This window comes from Roseomonas sp. WA12 (assembly GCF_054165765.1).
Genome location: NZ_CM135108.1, coordinates 2,361,808 through 2,375,713, shown reverse-complemented (window position 1 = coordinate 2,375,713; position 13,906 = coordinate 2,361,808). Strand labels below are relative to the sequence as shown.

At 71.2% G+C, this 13,906-nt stretch carries 17 protein-coding genes; 6 read left to right on the top strand and 11 right to left on the bottom strand.

The features are described from left to right. Positions 1-8: 8 nt before the first annotated feature. A complete protein-coding gene (locus ACVBD7_RS11345; RefSeq protein ID WP_458097589.1) occupies positions 9-395 on the bottom strand; it encodes a RidA family protein in 387 nt (128 codons plus the stop codon). A 189-nt stretch (positions 396-584) separates the two neighbouring features. On the opposite strand from ACVBD7_RS11345, the gene ACVBD7_RS11340 reads away from it, so the two are divergent. Continuing rightward, complete coding sequence (locus ACVBD7_RS11340; protein ID WP_458097588.1) at positions 585-1,178, top strand: TetR/AcrR family transcriptional regulator; 594 nt, start codon at positions 585-587, stop codon at positions 1,176-1,178. 4 nt (positions 1,179-1,182) lie between these two features. Here the strand turns inward: ACVBD7_RS11340 and ACVBD7_RS11335 are convergent, their stop codons facing one another. Then, positions 1,183-2,157, bottom strand: coding sequence for a tripartite tricarboxylate transporter substrate binding protein (locus ACVBD7_RS11335; protein WP_458097587.1), 975 nt, complete (start codon positions 2,155-2,157; stop codon positions 1,183-1,185). 324 nt (positions 2,158-2,481) lie between these two features. Here ACVBD7_RS11335 and ACVBD7_RS11330 point away from each other — a divergent pair, with 324 nt between their 5' ends. Further along, positions 2,482-3,126: a tyrosine phosphatase family protein gene (locus ACVBD7_RS11330; protein WP_458097586.1), complete on the top strand. Its 645-nt coding sequence runs from the start codon at positions 2,482-2,484 to the stop codon at positions 3,124-3,126. Between the two features lie 145 nt (positions 3,127-3,271). Here the strand turns inward: ACVBD7_RS11330 and purQ are convergent, their stop codons facing one another. Genes purQ through purC form a run of 4 tightly spaced genes read right to left on the bottom strand, consistent with a single transcriptional unit; the run spans position 3,272 to position 5,221 of the window. Then, entirely contained in the window at positions 3,272-3,946 is a 675-nt protein-coding gene (gene purQ / locus ACVBD7_RS11325) for a phosphoribosylformylglycinamidine synthase subunit PurQ (protein ID WP_458097585.1), read from the bottom strand. After that, entirely contained in the window at positions 3,943-4,197 is a 255-nt protein-coding gene (locus tag ACVBD7_RS11320) for a hypothetical protein (RefSeq protein WP_458097584.1), read from the bottom strand. The genes purQ and ACVBD7_RS11320 overlap by 4 nt, the downstream gene beginning before the upstream one ends. 23 nt (positions 4,198-4,220) lie before the next feature. After that, positions 4,221-4,460, bottom strand: a complete 240-nt coding sequence (gene purS, locus ACVBD7_RS11315) for a phosphoribosylformylglycinamidine synthase subunit PurS (RefSeq protein WP_458097583.1) — start codon at positions 4,458-4,460, stop codon at positions 4,221-4,223. Continuing rightward, complete coding sequence (gene purC, locus ACVBD7_RS11310; protein ID WP_458097582.1) at positions 4,457-5,221, bottom strand: phosphoribosylaminoimidazolesuccinocarboxamide synthase; 765 nt, start codon at positions 5,219-5,221, stop codon at positions 4,457-4,459. Before purC ends, purS begins: the two co-directional genes overlap by 4 nt. A gap of 367 nt (positions 5,222-5,588) precedes the next feature. Here purC and ACVBD7_RS11305 point away from each other — a divergent pair, with 367 nt between their 5' ends. From ACVBD7_RS11305 to ACVBD7_RS11295, 3 genes are all read left to right on the top strand, one after another. Further along, on the top strand, positions 5,589-6,107 hold the full coding sequence (locus tag ACVBD7_RS11305; protein WP_458097581.1) for a hypothetical protein: 519 nt from the start codon (positions 5,589-5,591) through the stop codon (positions 6,105-6,107). Between the two features lie 46 nt (positions 6,108-6,153). Next, positions 6,154-7,071: a general stress protein gene (locus tag ACVBD7_RS11300; protein ID WP_458097580.1), complete on the top strand. Its 918-nt coding sequence runs from the start codon at positions 6,154-6,156 to the stop codon at positions 7,069-7,071. Positions 7,072-7,209: 138 nt separating this feature from the next. Further along, positions 7,210-7,560, top strand: a complete 351-nt coding sequence (locus ACVBD7_RS11295; protein WP_458097579.1) for a hypothetical protein — start codon at positions 7,210-7,212, stop codon at positions 7,558-7,560. On the opposite strand, the gene ACVBD7_RS11290 is transcribed toward ACVBD7_RS11295, so the two are convergent. From ACVBD7_RS11290 to ACVBD7_RS11270, 5 genes are all read right to left on the bottom strand, one after another. After that, the gene (locus ACVBD7_RS11290) at positions 7,555-8,760 is read right to left on the bottom strand and encodes an NAD(P)/FAD-dependent oxidoreductase (protein WP_458097578.1); all 1,206 of its coding nucleotides are present in this window, start codon (positions 8,758-8,760) and stop codon (positions 7,555-7,557) included. The genes ACVBD7_RS11295 and ACVBD7_RS11290 overlap by 6 nt on opposite strands. A gap of 35 nt (positions 8,761-8,795) precedes the next feature. Continuing rightward, positions 8,796-9,947: a hypothetical protein gene (locus tag ACVBD7_RS11285; RefSeq protein WP_458097577.1), complete on the bottom strand. Its 1,152-nt coding sequence runs from the start codon at positions 9,945-9,947 to the stop codon at positions 8,796-8,798. A 141-nt stretch (positions 9,948-10,088) separates the two neighbouring features. Then, positions 10,089-10,394, bottom strand: a complete 306-nt coding sequence (locus tag ACVBD7_RS11280; protein WP_458097576.1) for a hypothetical protein — start codon at positions 10,392-10,394, stop codon at positions 10,089-10,091. Positions 10,395-10,711: 317 nt separating this feature from the next. Further along, on the bottom strand, positions 10,712-12,067 hold the full coding sequence (purB, locus tag ACVBD7_RS11275; RefSeq protein WP_458097575.1) for an adenylosuccinate lyase: 1,356 nt from the start codon (positions 12,065-12,067) through the stop codon (positions 10,712-10,714). 183 nt (positions 12,068-12,250) lie between these two features. Further along, positions 12,251-12,880, bottom strand: a complete 630-nt coding sequence (locus ACVBD7_RS11270) for a glutathione S-transferase family protein (RefSeq protein WP_458097574.1) — start codon at positions 12,878-12,880, stop codon at positions 12,251-12,253. 269 nt (positions 12,881-13,149) lie between these two features. On the opposite strand from ACVBD7_RS11270, the gene ACVBD7_RS11265 reads away from it, so the two are divergent. Then, positions 13,150-13,809 carry a TerC family protein gene (locus tag ACVBD7_RS11265; protein WP_458097573.1) on the top strand — a complete coding sequence of 220 codons (660 nt, stop codon included), beginning with the start codon at positions 13,150-13,152 and terminating at the stop codon, positions 13,807-13,809. Positions 13,810-13,906: the final 97 nt, after the last annotated feature.

Here is a 13,906-nt window from a genome sequence, read left to right as displayed (position 1 = left end):
AGCCACCGTCAGGCGGGGAGGCGGGCGATGACCTTGATCTCGAAGTCGAAGCCGGCGAGCCAGTTGACGCCCACCGCGGTCCAGTTGGTGTAGGGGGCCGGGCCGAAGGCGCGGTTGCGGGCGGCGCTGACGGCCTCGAACTGGCTCTCCGGGTCGGTGTGGAAGGTGGTGACGTCCACCACATCCTCGAAGCCGGCGCCGGCGGCTTTCAGCACGGCGGCGAGATTGTCGAAGGCGCGCTGGACCTGGGCGGGGAAGTCCGGTTCGGGGGAGCCGTCCTCGCGGCTGCCGACCTGGCCAGAGACGAAGAGGAGGTCGCCCGAGCGGACGGCGGCCGAATAGCGGTTGATCTCGTAGAGGGCCTGGCGGCCGGGGGGAAAGATGGCGTCGCGCATGGGTATGGCTCCTGCGGGTTCCGGGCGCGGCTGAAGGCCCGGGCGGCCACTGAGCGTGTTTGCTCAGCGGTGGTGAAGGGTGATGCCCGGCTCGGGGCGGATGCCTATATACGAGCCGTATGCGAACACCTTGTCGCATACGGTTCGTATGTCAACTGCGTACGCTGTGTGTGTGAGGGGGAGGAAGTGGTGGCGAGGCGGCGAGCCGAGATGGTCGAGGAGACGCGGGCGAAGCTTATCCGGGCGGCGCGGCAGGACTTTGCGGCGCGCGGCTACGCGGCGTCCTCAATGGACGAGCTGACGGCCGGGGTCGGGCTGACGCGCGGGGCGCTCTATCACAACTTCGGCGGCAAGGAGGGGCTGCTGCGGGCCGTGATCGAGGAGATGGACGCCGAGATGGCGGCGCGGCTGGGCACCGTGCGCGATGCGGCTGGGGGCGGCTGGGAGGGATTCCTGGCGGAGAGCGTCGCCTATATCGAGATGGCCTTGGAGCCGGAGATTCAACGGGTGATGCTGCTGGACGGGCCAGCGGTGCTGGGCGACCCCTCTGGATGGCCCGGGCAGAATGTGTGCCTGGCGACGACGATGAGGACGATCGAGCAACTGATCGAGGCCGGGGTCGTGCGGCCGGTGGATGCGGAGGCGGCGGCCCGGCTTGTGAACGGCGCGGCGCTCAATGCCGCGCTCTGGATCGCGGCATCGGGGGAGCCCCGCGCCGTCCTTGAGAGGGCGGTGGGGGCGTTCCGGGTGCTTGTTCTGGGCCTGTTGCGGAAGCCGGGCTGACGGGTCAGCTCTCGCGCCAGGGGTGCTGGGCCCAGAGCTTCTCGAAATCGGTGCGGAGGGTGGTCAATTCCGTGCGGTACTCGTCGGGGCCGAGATAGCGGAGCGGCAGGGCTTGCTGGGCGGCCATGCGGCGGAACTCGGGGTTGGCGACGATGCGCTGCAAGGCCTCCGCGTAGCGGTTGAGCAGGGCGGGCGGGGTGCCGGCAGGGGCGCCGACGCCGCGCATCGAGGACTGGATGACGTCGAAGCCCTGTTCCCGGAAGGTGGGGACCTCGGGCAGGCCTTCCCAGCGGGTGGCGGACATCTGGCCGAGGGCGCGGGCGGTGCCCTGCTGCACATCGGGCAGGCCCTCGCTGACATTGATCGAGCCAAGCGTGACCTGGCGGGTGAGGAGGGCGTTCCGGGTCTGGGAGGCGCCGTTATAGGGGACATGCGTCATCCGGATGTCGGCGGCGCGTGAGAAGGCGAGGCCGGCGAGATGGTCGTCCGAGCCGATGCCGGTCGTCGCGTAGGTGACCTTCTCGGGGTTGGCGCGCGCGTAGGTGACGAGGTCGGCGAGAGTTCTGTACGGGCTGTCGTTCAGGACGAAGAAGCCGCCGGGGTCGTCCACGATGTTGGCGATCGGGGCGATATCGTCGAGCTTGTAGGAGGTGCGGCGCTCGATCGGCATGGTGACGATGTTGGGCGTGTTGAGGAAGCCGATGGTCGCGCCGTCCGGCCGCGAGCGGGCGAGTTCGCCGAAGCCGATCTCGCCGCCGGCGCCGGCGCGGTTGAGCACGACCACGGGCTGGCCCAGCTCGCGCTCCATGAACATGGCGAGGGTGCGGGCGGCGATGTCGGTGCCACCACCGGGCGGGTAGGCGACGATCATCTGGATCGGGCGGCCGGTGGGGGGCGTGGCGGGGCTGGTCTGGGCGCCGGCCCTTGCGAGCGGAAGCGCGGCGGAGAACAGGCCGGCAAGGACGGGGCGACGCTGCATCGTGTTCCTCCGAATGGGTCTTATTCTCTGCCTTGAGCGGGAGGGACACTGCCACGTGGCTTGCGGTCTTCGCCACCCGGCCCTGCCCCTGCCTCTGCGCCGTTTAGCGGGACGGGCGAGGTTCCCGGTGCGGCAGCCGGAAGGGGGAGGCGCTGGAAAGTGCCTGGATGTTCCGGGATGCGGGCTTGCGGCGGCACCTTTCCTGCCCTGGACCGGGATTACAAATTCATGTCCAAATTCTAACCTGTATGTTAACCGACCGGTCCGTGGTGACGCGGTCGGCTGCTCTGTCGGCTCGGGACCCGACCTGTGCGAGGGACCCAAATGCACGCGCGGCTTCCGTTCCGGTATACCGTCTGTGGCCTCCGGGACCTGGAGCTGCATCGTTCGGCGGGGGTGACGCATGTGGTCTCTATCCTCGATCCCGATGCACCCGTGCCGCCGGAACTGCGGGAGTACGGGCCGCACAAGCGGCTCGACCTGCGCTTCAGCGACCACATCAATCCGGCCGCCACGCGGCGCGCGCCAGCCCGGCGCGAGCATGTCGAGGCCTTGCTGGCCTTTGCCGAGGCGATGGTGAGGGAGAAGCGGAAGGACGCGCATCTTCTGGTGCATTGCCAGGGCGGGTGGTCGCGCTCGGCGGCGTCGCTGGCGCTGATCATGGCCAAGGTGGAGCCGCGGCTGTCGGCGGGCTGGGTGGTGGGGGAGGTGCTACGCGTGCGGCCGCGGGCCTGGCCGAGCCTGCTGCTGATGGAGTTGGGCGACGAGCTTCTGGGCCGCGACGGCGACTTCGTTTCCGCCCTCGGCTGCGTCTACCGCGAGCAGCTTCGCAAGATGCCGGAGATCGAGGAGCGGCGCCGCAAGTCCGGGCGGGAACGCGAGCTGGAACTGGCTTCGGCCATGATGTCGCTCGGGGTGCGGATGCGGGAGGTGGCCGGCCGAACCGGGCCCAAGGTCTCGCCGGGCTGACCTTCGGCGCGGCGCCGGGGGCGGGCCGGCCCTGCGGGGAAGCGGGATGCTGGCCCGGCGGACGATGCTGGAGCCGGAGGTGGCGCGGGTGAAGGCCCGGGGCAGGGCGTGTCCGGCGCCGGTGTCGTAGGGCGCCGGGTGCCGTTCAGGCGGAGACGAGGGTCTCAGCGAGGGATTGGAAGAGGGGGAGGCCGTCCTCGCCGCCCATCAGCGGGTCCACCAGGTCCTCGGGGTGCGGCATCAGGCCGCAGATGCGGAGGTTGGGGGAGAGGATGCCGGCGATGTCGCGGGCAGCGCCGTTGCGGTTGCGGTCGGCGTAGCGGAAGGCGACGAGGCCCTCGCCCTCCAGCCGGTCGAGCGTGGTGTCATCGGCGAAGTAGTTGCCGTCTCCGTGCGCCATGGGCGCGCGGAAAGTGGCGCCCTTCTGCCAGCGCGCGGTGAAGGGGGTGCCGGCGCGCTCGACGCGCAGCACCGTGTCCATGGAGAGGAAGCGGAGACCGGCGTTCTGGAGGAGGGCGCCGGGGAGGAGGCCCGCTTCGCAAAGGATCTGGAAGCCGTTGCAGACGCCGAGGATATGGCCGCCCTTGGCCGCGAAGTCGTGGACCGCGGGCATGATGGGGGAGCGGGCGGCCATGGCGCCGCAGCGCAGGTAGTCGCCATGGGAGAAGCCGCCCGGGAGGACGACGAGGTCGGTACCCGCGGGGAGTTCGGTTTCGCGGTGGAAGGTGAGGGTCGGCTTCTTCCCGGTCGCGCGCTCCAGGGCGATGGCCATGTCGCGCTCACGGTTGGTGCCGGGGAAGAGGAGGATGGTCGCGTTCATTGGTGGAACACCCTGATCCAATGGAGGCCGCCCAGGACGGCAATGGTGAGGACGGCCGCGATGGCGGCGGCGGTCATCCAGCGGTCGAAGCCTGCCTTGCTGCGGGCGACGAGGCCGGGCCCGCGCGGGGCGCGGCCGCGGGGCGCCGGGATGGCGGGGCGCGCGGCGGCCATGCGGCGCTCGCGCCATGACAGGAGCATCGAGATCAGGACCGTGAGGACGGTCATGATGAGGAGGCTGGCCTTGATCATGGCGTGCTAGCGCCGGTCCGGCTTCAGGCGAGTTCGACGCGAAAGGATTCGATCACCGTGTTGGCCAGGAGCTTGCGGGCCATGGCCTCGGCGGCCGCCTTCGCGGCCTCCGGGTCGGTTTCCGTCAGTTCCAGCTCGATGACTTTGCCTGTGCGGACCTCGCCGATGCCTTCGAAGCCGAGGGTACCGAGGGCGTGGCCTATGGCCTTGCCCTGGGGATCCAGCACGCCGTTCTTCGGCATGACGAAAACGCGTGCCTTCACTGCATCAGCTCCGGGCCCTTGAGGTCGCGCACGCCGGCTTCGGGGAGGATGCCGAGGCGGCGGGCCACTTCCTGGTAGCCTTCCTCGACCTTGCCGAGGTCGCGGCGGAAGCGGTCCTTGTCCATCTTCTCGCCGGTCTTGGCGTCCCACAGGCGGCAGTTGTCGGGCGAGATCTCGTCGGCGAGGACGATGCGCATCTCGTCGTTCTCGTAGAGGCGGCCGAACTCGAGCTTGAAGTCGACGAGGGAAATGCCGACGCCGAGGAAGAGGCCGGTGAGGAAGTCGTTCACGCGCAAGGCGAGGGCCACGATGTCATCGAGGTCCTGGGTGGCGGCCCAGCCGAAGCAGGTGATGTGCTCCTCGCTCACCATCGGGTCCTGCAGGGCGTCGTTCTTGTAGTAGTACTCGACGATGCTGCGGGGCAGGCGAGTGCCTTCCTGGATGCCCAGGCGCTTGGCGAGGGAGCCGGCGGCGATGTTGCGGATCACCACCTCGAGCGGGATGATCTCGACTTCGCGGATCAGCTGCTCGCGCATGTTCAGGCGGCGGATGAAGTGGGTGGGGACGCCGATCTCGCCGAGCTTCGTCATCAGGTGTTCACTGATGCGGTTGTTCAGCACGCCCTTGCCGGTGATGATTCCCTTCTTCGCGCCGTTGCCGGCGGTCGCGTCGTCCTTGAAATACTGGACGAGCGTGCCGGGCTCCGGGCCTTCGAAGAGGACCTTCGCCTTGCCTTCGTAGAGCTGTCGCCTGCGGGCCATGAGGGGTTCCGAAACCTGTGCGGCCGCCGGAGTCGGGGCGCTTCGGCCCGGCCCGCGGCGGCACTTGATGCGCGCGTATAGCAGGGGTGTGGGGGCAGGGCCACCGCCCGTGCCGCGGGACGGCCGTGCAGGGCGGGCGCGCCGGAGCCGGGCTTTTCGGGCGGAGCTGTCCAGGGACGGTTGGCCGGCACCGCTCCATGCCGGCCCGGTTCAACTCGCTGCTTGGGCACATTCCGCGGCCTGTCACCTCACGGATGCGCGATCGCGGCGACCATCTTGCCACAAGCGGCGTTAACCCACGGCAAGGCGCCCCTTTGAGCGTCTTCAGTCTCTGAGACTACGTCACCAACCGTTTGGGAGAACCGCTATGCGCACGAGTGTTGCCGCCCTGGCTCTTGCCGCCGCCCTCGCCACGCCTGCCATGGCGCAGCAGGGGAACACCGCCAACCCGGGTTCGCAGGGGACCACCGGCGGCGCCCCGGCCATGACGATGGCGCCGGCCACCCAGCCTTCCGGCTCGACCGCTGCTCCCGGCACGACGACCGGCCCCGCCGCTTCCCAGTCCCGCGCCGGCACGGCCACGCAGGGCGCCGAGCAGGGCAGCTCCGGCACGACCCGCCAGAGCGACGGCGGCCAGCCCGCGGTGCGCGGCGACAATCCCGGCACGGCCCCGGCCACGACGGCGACCCCGGCCGCCGGCGCGAACTCCTTCACCGAGGGCCAGGCGCGCAGCCGCATTGAGGCCGCTGGCTTTACCGGCGTGCAGGACCTGAAGAAGGACGAGGCCGGCGTGTGGCGCGGTCGCGCGATGCGCGGTGGCCAGACGGCCGATGTGGGCCTGGACTTCCAGGGCAATGTCGTGACGGGCGCCACCCCCGCTCGCTGAGCCCAGCTTACGAAACGCTGACCTGACCAAATCGAGGAGAGATCTCATGGCGACGCGGACCATTGCCCGTCTTTACGACACCTATGCCGACGCCAGCTCGGCGGTGAACGCGCTCGAGGCCGCCGGCTTCGCCCGCGACGACGTCAGCATCGTGGCGAATGACGGCGCCACCGGCACCACCACCGGCACGGTGGCGGATGACGATACGACCGAGACCGGCGCCGGCACCGGCGCGACGCTCGGCACTGTTCTCGGCGGCGGCGCCGGCATTCTCGCCGGCATCGGCGCGCTGGCGATTCCCGGCCTCGGCCCGATCGTGGCGGCCGGCTGGCTGGTTGCCGCGCTGACCGGCGCGGGTGCCGGTGCGGCGGCTGGCGGCCTGCTGGGCAGCCTGGTCGGCGCGGGCGTCGAGGAGCGCGACGCGCATGTGTATTCCGAGGGCCTGAGCCGCGGCGGCAGCCTGGTGACGGTGCGCACGGACGACATGCGCGCTTCCGAGGTCGAGAGCATCCTCGCCCGCTACAACCCGGTCGACCCCACCACCCGCGAGGCGGATTACCGCGCGGCTGGCTGGAACGGCTACGAGGGTGGTGCTGGCATTCTGCCGATGGCCGGCGATGCCCCGGACGGCACGCCTGCCAATCCGCGCGGCACCATGGTGTCCCGTGGCATCGACCAGGTGGCTGGCACCAACATCTCCGGCGCGCATCCGGAGAACGAGGGCAGCCGCGCCGACACGACGGTGTACCCGAAGACCGGCGTCGCCGGTTCTTCGACCAACCCGCCGGGCACCGAGGCCAGCCGCGCCGTTGACCGCGCTGCCGGGACCAACATCTCGGGCGCCTATCCCACCCAATCCGATGGCACTGCGGTGAACCCGCCGGGCACGGCGGCCGGGCGCGCGGTGGACAAGACGCTGGGCACCAACACGACCGGCGCGAACCCGACGCATAAGAGCATCTGAGCCACCGCTTCTTCTGCGGCGTGATTGGCGGGGCGGTCCTTTCGGGGGCCGCCCCGTTTTCTTTTGTTGGCGGGTGACCTGCCACCGCGGGATGGTCAGGACGGGATTGCCGGGAGTTCCCCTGTGCCGCGAGCGAGGATGCGCTTCTCCGCCGGTTCTGCTGCGAATGCTCTGGCGTGGATGGTGTTGGGCGGCCTCTTCTGCGCTGCCGTCGTGATGGTCACGGTGCTGGGGTTCTTCGGTCTGCTCGTCCTTGGCGCCGGGACGGTGCTGGTCTGCACCCTCGCCGAACTGAATCAGGACGCTCCGACCTGGGGAGTTGACGTGTTCAAGGCACGCTCCGGTGACGGCGGCTCGCCCGAGCAACGGGCAGCGATGCTTGCGGATCGTCAGACGTTCCTCTCCCCCGTCCACTTCTGCCGCAACTGCGGGGGCGTGCTGTTTGCCCTCGGGGTGGTGGGCGTCAGCTGTCAGGCCTGGGGCTCATAGGAAGACGCGGGTCCGGCGCTTTCTGTTGAGGCTGGCCCTCGGTCCAGGTCGGCTACTCTGAGTGCTGGCTGCTGCTTTGTATTGCGGGATTGGCGCGTAGTCGGCCAGCGGGAAGGCAGAGGTGCGGTCGAGCACGAGGTCGGCCAGGAGTGCGCCCGCGAAGGGGCCGATGGTGAGGCCGGAGGGGCCGAGGCCGTTGCCGATGGTCAGGCCCTGGAAGCCCGGTGCGCGGCCGAGCAGGGGCGGGAGGGCCGGGCCGAGGGGGCGGAGGCCAATGCGGATCTCGAGCAGGGTGGCGTCGGCAAGGCCTGGGGCGATGGCGAGGGCGTTGTTGAGGACCTCGGCGACACCGGATGCGGTGAGGCGGTGGTCAAAGCCGGAGCCGGTCTCTCGGGTGGCGCCGGCGACGACGCGGCCGTCCTCGAAGGCCAGGAGGTAGTGGCCGGAGAGGGGGAGGAGGACGGGCCAAGCCTCGGTTGCGGCGCCGCGGAGCTGGAAGTGGGCGATCTGGCCTCGTTGGGGTTCGATGGGAAGCGCCAGACCGAGCGGGGTGAGTAGGGGCGGGGCCCAGGCGCCGGCGCAGAAGAGGGTCTCGTCAGCTTCGATGGTACCGTCCGCGGTGGTGGTGCCGGTGACGCGGGAGCCGTTCGTCAGGAAGGCAGTGGCGGCGGCGGGAATGAGACGGGCGCCGTGACGTTCGGCGGCGCGAAGAAGGCTGGCGGCGAGACGGCGGCCGTCCACGCGGGCGCCGCCGGAGAGGTGCAGCGCGGGCAGGTCTGGATGGAGGGGCGGGACGAGGACGGTGGCCTCGCCTGGGGCAAGGCGGGTGAGCGTGCCGGCCTCGGGGGCCTGGGGCAGGCGGGTCCGAAGGCGGGCCTCGGTATCGTCGAGCTTTCCGTCGGGGCCGGGGAGGATGAGGGCGCCGACGGTGCGGTAACCGGTGTCGGTCTCGCCATCCGCGGAAAGGGCATCGATGAGGCTGGGGTAGAAGCGGGCAGCGGCGGCTGCGAGGTCGTACCAGCGCGGGTCGGTGCGGGTGGAGGGCCAGGGGCAGACGATGCCGGCGCCGGCGGCAGTGGCGCGGCCGTCCAGCATGGGGTCAAGGACCGTGACCTGCGCGCCGGCGCGGGCCAGGTGGAAGGCGGCGCTGGCGCCGAGGATACCGGCGCCGATGATGGTGACCCTGGGGTGAACGGGCATCGGGGCTGGGCGTCTCTCGTGCGGGAGGGTGGACGTCAGCGCACCGGGGACGGGCGCGCTCGGGGGGACGGGCGGGCGGCGGAGGTTTCGCCGGGGTTGCAGCGGCGCAGTGCGGCGCCGGGGGTTACACCGCGGGCGGCGAGAGCGGGCGGGATCGTGCCGGTGAGGCGGAGGGTGCCGTCGGGCAGGCCCTCGATGATGCGCGCCGTGCCACCTGGAGGGAGGAGGTAGAAGCGCTGCGGGTCGGCGTAGATCTCGTAGTTCTCGCCAGGAACGGGGCGCTCCTCGATGCGAAGGCCGGTGCCGGTCCAGGAGGCCGTGGTGGCGCAGCTGCCGAGGGCGTAGCGGGCGTTCAAGGCGGGCGGGAAGCGGGGGAGCCAGACAGCGTCCGGGGGTGCAGCGCGGAGGGCGTCGGATAGGGCGGAGGCTGGCTGGGCGGGCGCTGCTGTGCCGGGGGTGGGCACGGCTGGATTGGGGGCGGCGGTGCTGTGAGTGGCAGCGGCCTGCGCGGAGGCGGCGGGTGGTGCGGACGGCTGCGGCCCGGGTTCAGTGGCGGGCGGCACGGGGGTGGCGCTGGCCTGACCGGAAGGAGCGGTCGTGAGCGCGGCGGTGCGGGCGTCGAGGAAGCCGTGGGACGGCAAGCCGGCGCTTCGCTGGAGGGCCGCGATGGCTTCGCGGCGGGGGTCGGTGTCGGCCGGATTGGCAGTTGGCGCGACGGCAAAGGCGGCAGGGATGGCGCGGGCGGCCAGGCGGCGGTCCAGCGCGGCGGCTTCGGCAGCGGGGCGGTCCGCCTCCTCGAGGGCGGGGCCCTGAAGCCAGCGGCGGAGGTCCTCGCGCTTGGCCTCGTTGCTGCGGGCGAGGCAGGCGGGGTCGGCGGGCCGGCAGCTGGCGATGAGGAAGGCCTCAAAGCTGCGCGCGTCGGTCTCCAAGCCCTCGCGCTGGGCGGGGACGAGCTGGTGACGGAGGGCGGCATAGGCCTGGGCGCGGCGGCGGTCTGCGAGGCGGGCCGCGGGGTCGGCGCAGGTTGCCGCGGCGAGGGGGCCGGCAGGTGGGTCGCAACTGGCCGGGGCACCAGGTGGGGCAGCGGGGCGCGGGGGTGCCGGTTGGGCGAGGGCGTGCGGGACCGCAGCGAGGGCGATCAGGCCGGCCAGGGCGGAGAGTCGGTAGCGCGGCGTTCGGGCACTCACGGGGCGGAGTGTCCGGTGGGGGCCGGGCGGGGTCAAGCTTGCGCGGGCAGCGGGCTGGCGCCTGTCGGCGGGTCGCAGCCACAAGGGAGCGAGCGGGGCGGGATCTGAGACCCTGCCCCGCCGCTAACCCCAGTCGGGAGGCTAGTAGCGGTAGTAGAGGCCGACGCCGGGCGGCGCGTAGTAGCGCGGCGGCGGGGGCGGCGGGACGTAGTAGACCGGCGGCGGACGGCGCCAGCGGCGGTAGCGGTAGTAGCCCGGTGGGGGCGGCGGCGGCGGGTAATAGGCCGGCGGCGGGTAGTAGTACTGCACGGTCTGCACCGCGCCGGATGCCATGGGCAGCGGGGTGGCGGCGGTTGCGCCGGCAGGGCTGGGCATGGCGGCCGCGGCGCCGGCGAGCGCCACCACGGCGAGCGCCGCACGGGTCGGGCGCGGCAGGGACGGGGTCATCTCTGGCTCCTCCATTGGACGGCCGGCCCGGTTGGGCTCCGGCTGGGGATGCCCAGGAGACTGGGCTTCCATCTGGGCGGAACGGAGGCGGGGGGTGCCGCATTGCGGCCCGGGCCCATCAAGCTTTTGGGAGGGCGCTGCCGGCACGGGCAAGTAGGGCCGCGGCAGCGCTCGATATGGCCCGGGGTGAACCTGCCGGGAACCGGCGATGTGGGTGCGTGCGCACGGCAGCGCTTCGGACAGCGGTGCGGCGAATGTTGCGGCCGCGAGCGAGAGTGTGGGCGGGGAGGGAGCGTTTCCTTCCCCGCCCGGCGGCCTCAGTTCTGCGCGAAGACGCGGGCGAGAGTGGACCGGACATGGGTGAAGTCGCGCTGCGGGTCCATCACGCCGTCCAGCTCCTCGGGGCGGATAAGGGCCGTCACCGAAGGGTCGGAGAGGAGGTTGTCGCGGAAGGAGCGGGCGCCGGGCTGGCCGAGGTTTTCCCAGGTGGCCATCGCGTTGCGCTGGACCGTGGCATAGGCCTGTTCCCGCGACATGCCGGCCTGGGTGAGGGCCAGCAGGACCTTTTGCGAGTGGACGACGCCGCCGAGGCTTTCGAGGTTGGCGCGCATGCGGTCGGGATAGACCGTCAGCTTCTCCATCATGCCGGCGGCGCGGGTGAGGGCGAAGTCCAGCGCGATGGTGGCGTCGGGGCCGATGACGCGCTCGACAGAGGAGTGGGAGATGTCGCGCTCGTGCCAGAGGGCGACGTTCTCCAGCGCGGGCATGGCGTAGCCGCGGACGAGGCGGGCAAGGCCGGTGAGGTTCTCGGAGAGGACCGGGTTGCGCTTGTGGGGCATCGCGGACGAGCCCTTCTGGCCGGGGTGGAAGTATTCCTCGGCTTCCCGGACCTCGGAGCGCTGGAGGTGGCGGACTTCCGTCGCCAGGCGTTCGATCGCGCTGGCCGCGACGGCGAGGGCGCAGAAATAGGCGGCGTGGCGGTCCCGCGGGATGACCTGGGTGGAGACGGGTTCGGGGCGGAGGCCGAGCTTGCCGGCGACAAAGGCTTCAACGCGCGGGTCCACGCTGGCGAAGGTGCCGACGGGGCCGGAGATGGCGCAGGTGGCCACCTCGTGCCGGGCGACGACGAGGCGGGCGCGGCAGCGGGCGAATTCGGCCCAGTGGCCGGCGAGCTTGATGCCGAAGGTGGTCGGCTCGGCATGGATGCCGTGGGAGCGGCCGATGGTGGGGGTGAGGGCGTGCTCCTCGGCGCGGGTGCGGAGTGCCTTCAGCAGGGCGTCCATGTCCTCGATCAGGAGATCGGCGGCCATGACCATCTGCAGGTTGAGCGCGGTGTCCAGCACGTCGGAGCTGGTCATGCCCTGGTGCATGAAGCGGGCGTGCTCGCCCATGCCGGGGCCGTTCGCATTGGCCTCGCCGAGCCAGGTGAGGAAGGCGATGACGTCGTGGCGGGTGACGCGCTCGATCTCGTCGATGCGGTCGAGATCGGCTCCGGAGATGTTGGCGATGCGCTGGCCGCCCTCGCGCCGGATGGTCTCGGCGGATTCGCGGGGGATGGTGCCGAGATCAGCCATGGCCTCGGCGGCGAGGGCCTCGATCTCGAACCAGATGCGGTAGCGGGCCTCGGGGGCCCAGATCGCGGCCATCTGGGGGCGGGTGTAGCGCGGGACCATGGGGTGCCTCCTGTGGCGGGTGCGCATCCGGCGCCGCGTGGGCCTGGGGGCGCGGCCGGGGTGGCAGGGCGGCGGTATCCGGGGGGCGGGGCGGCGTCAACCGCGCGCGGCTGCGGCGGGGTTCTGCCCGGGGGTGTGGAAAAGCTGAAGGCGGCGCGCGCTGGGTGAGGTTGGAGCGCAGCGTCAGGCCGGGCCATCCATGCCGTGCTCGACGAAGCCGGAGCGCGTGGAGAGGCGGTCGCGATAGGCGAGGATGGCCGGCAGATCCTGGCGCTCGATCGGGGTTTTCAGCCAGCGGGTGAGGGAAAGGCCGAGGACGATGTCGGCCAGGGTGAAGTCGCCGGTCACGAAGGCTTCCGTGCGTTCGAGCTGGTCGTTCAGGATCCGCATCTTGGCGTTCCAGGCCTCCGTGCTGGCGGCGATGACCTTGGGGTCTTGGTAGTCCGGGTGCTTGCGCATGAGGCCGTGAAAGGCCTGACGGGCGGCGCCAGCCAGCTCCACGGCCTGCCAGTCCATCCATTGCTCGACCAGGGCACGGGCCCGGGGCTCGGCGGGGAGGAGGTCGGTGCGGCCGTGCTTGGCGGCGAGGTACCGGCAGATCGTGTTGGATTCCCACAGCACGCCCTCCTCGTCCTCGATGACGGGGATGAGCGCATTTGGATTGAGCCGGAGGAATTCGGGCGTGCTGGTGGGGGTGTAGCCGGTGCCCCAATCCTCGCGAGTGTAGGGAATGGCGAGCTCGGCGCAGGTCCAGAGGACCTTGCGGACATTGATGGAGGAGACGCGGCCGAGGATTCGAAGTGTGCTGGGCATGGGCGTGTCGCTCCGGCGTCGTGGGCTGGCGGAGGCGGCAGGTTAGGGCTTGTGCGGGCGGGTTGCACGCGGCGGCGGCGACGGATCCCTGGCGGGTTGTCGTTGGAGGTTGCCGTGGGATTGCCGATTGTTTATGCGCCACGAACCGCCGTGCACGCGGCAGGCCGCGACGGCGCGGCCGGCGTTCCCCCCCGTTCCGGGCCGGGGACGCGATCAATCATTGCGGCCCCTGCCGGTGTGGCAGGGGTAGCGGAAGAGGCGGATCACGGATGGGAGCGGATTGGTTTATCGCCCTGGGGCAGGTCCTGCTCATTGACCTGGTGCTTGCGGGCGACAACGCCATCGTGGTCGGCATGGCGGCGGCGGGGTTGCCGCCGGAGCAGCGGCGCAAGGCGATCCTTTGGGGGATCGGGGCGGCGACGATCATGCGGATCGGCTTTGCCGCGATCACGACGCAGCTTCTGGCCATCGTCGGGCTGACGCTGTTCGGCGGGCTTCTGCTGCTCTGGGTCTGCTGGAAGATGTATCGCGAGCTGCGGCACTCGCAGGCGCAGCACGCGGCGGCCGAGGCGGGCCTTGATGGGGCCTCGACGGCTGGTACGGGCGATGGCGCCAAGCCGAAGACGCTGACGCAGGCGATCATCCAGATCCTAGTGGCCGACGTGTCCATGTCGCTCGACAACGTGCTGGCGGTGGCCGGCGCGGCGAAGGAGCATCTGGACGTGCTCGTCATCGGGCTGGCTATCTCGGTGGTGCTGATGGGCTTGGCGGCGACCTTCATCGCGCGGCTGCTCGAGAGGCATCGCTGGATCGCCTGGGTGGGCCTGCTGGTGATCCTGTACGTGGCCGTGGACATGGTCTGGGCCGGGTCTGGCGAGGTTGGTGCCTGGTGGTCGGGCGCACCGGCGCCGCCGCGCGCCGCTCACTGAACGGGGTAAGATGGCGGCTGTATTAAGTGGCTGCCATGTAAGGGAAAAGCGCCGTCCGGGAGACCGGGCGGCGCTTTCTTGTTGAAGGAGGGGCGGT

Excerpts from the sequence above, each read along its gene's own strand:
- ACVBD7_RS11345 (WP_458097589.1), bottom strand. The coding sequence starts at position 395 with ATGCGCGACGCCATCTTTCCCCCCGGCCGCCAGGCCCTCTACGAGATC.
- ACVBD7_RS11335 (WP_458097587.1), bottom strand. The coding sequence starts at position 2,157 with ATGCAGCGTCGCCCCGTCCTTGCCGGCCTGTTCTCCGCCGCGCTTCCG.
- ACVBD7_RS11330 (WP_458097586.1), top strand. The coding sequence starts at position 2,482 with ATGCACGCGCGGCTTCCGTTCCGGTATACCGTCTGTGGCCTCCGGGAC.
- purQ (WP_458097585.1), bottom strand. The coding sequence starts at position 3,946 with ATGAACGCGACCATCCTCCTCTTCCCCGGCACCAACCGTGAGCGCGAC.
- ACVBD7_RS11320 (WP_458097584.1), bottom strand. The coding sequence starts at position 4,197 with ATGATCAAGGCCAGCCTCCTCATCATGACCGTCCTCACGGTCCTGATC.
- purC (WP_458097582.1), bottom strand. The coding sequence starts at position 5,221 with ATGGCCCGCAGGCGACAGCTCTACGAAGGCAAGGCGAAGGTCCTCTTC.
- ACVBD7_RS11305 (WP_458097581.1), top strand. The coding sequence starts at position 5,589 with ATGCGCACGAGTGTTGCCGCCCTGGCTCTTGCCGCCGCCCTCGCCACG.
- ACVBD7_RS11300 (WP_458097580.1), top strand. The coding sequence starts at position 6,154 with ATGGCGACGCGGACCATTGCCCGTCTTTACGACACCTATGCCGACGCC.
- ACVBD7_RS11295 (WP_458097579.1), top strand. The coding sequence starts at position 7,210 with ATGCGCTTCTCCGCCGGTTCTGCTGCGAATGCTCTGGCGTGGATGGTG.
- ACVBD7_RS11290 (WP_458097578.1), bottom strand. The coding sequence starts at position 8,760 with ATGCCCGTTCACCCCAGGGTCACCATCATCGGCGCCGGTATCCTCGGC.
- ACVBD7_RS11280 (WP_458097576.1), bottom strand. The coding sequence starts at position 10,394 with ATGACCCCGTCCCTGCCGCGCCCGACCCGTGCGGCGCTCGCCGTGGTG.
- purB (WP_458097575.1), bottom strand. The coding sequence starts at position 12,067 with ATGGTCCCGCGCTACACCCGCCCCCAGATGGCCGCGATCTGGGCCCCC.
- ACVBD7_RS11270 (WP_458097574.1), bottom strand. The coding sequence starts at position 12,880 with ATGCCCAGCACACTTCGAATCCTCGGCCGCGTCTCCTCCATCAATGTC.
- ACVBD7_RS11265 (WP_458097573.1), top strand. The coding sequence starts at position 13,150 with ATGGGAGCGGATTGGTTTATCGCCCTGGGGCAGGTCCTGCTCATTGAC.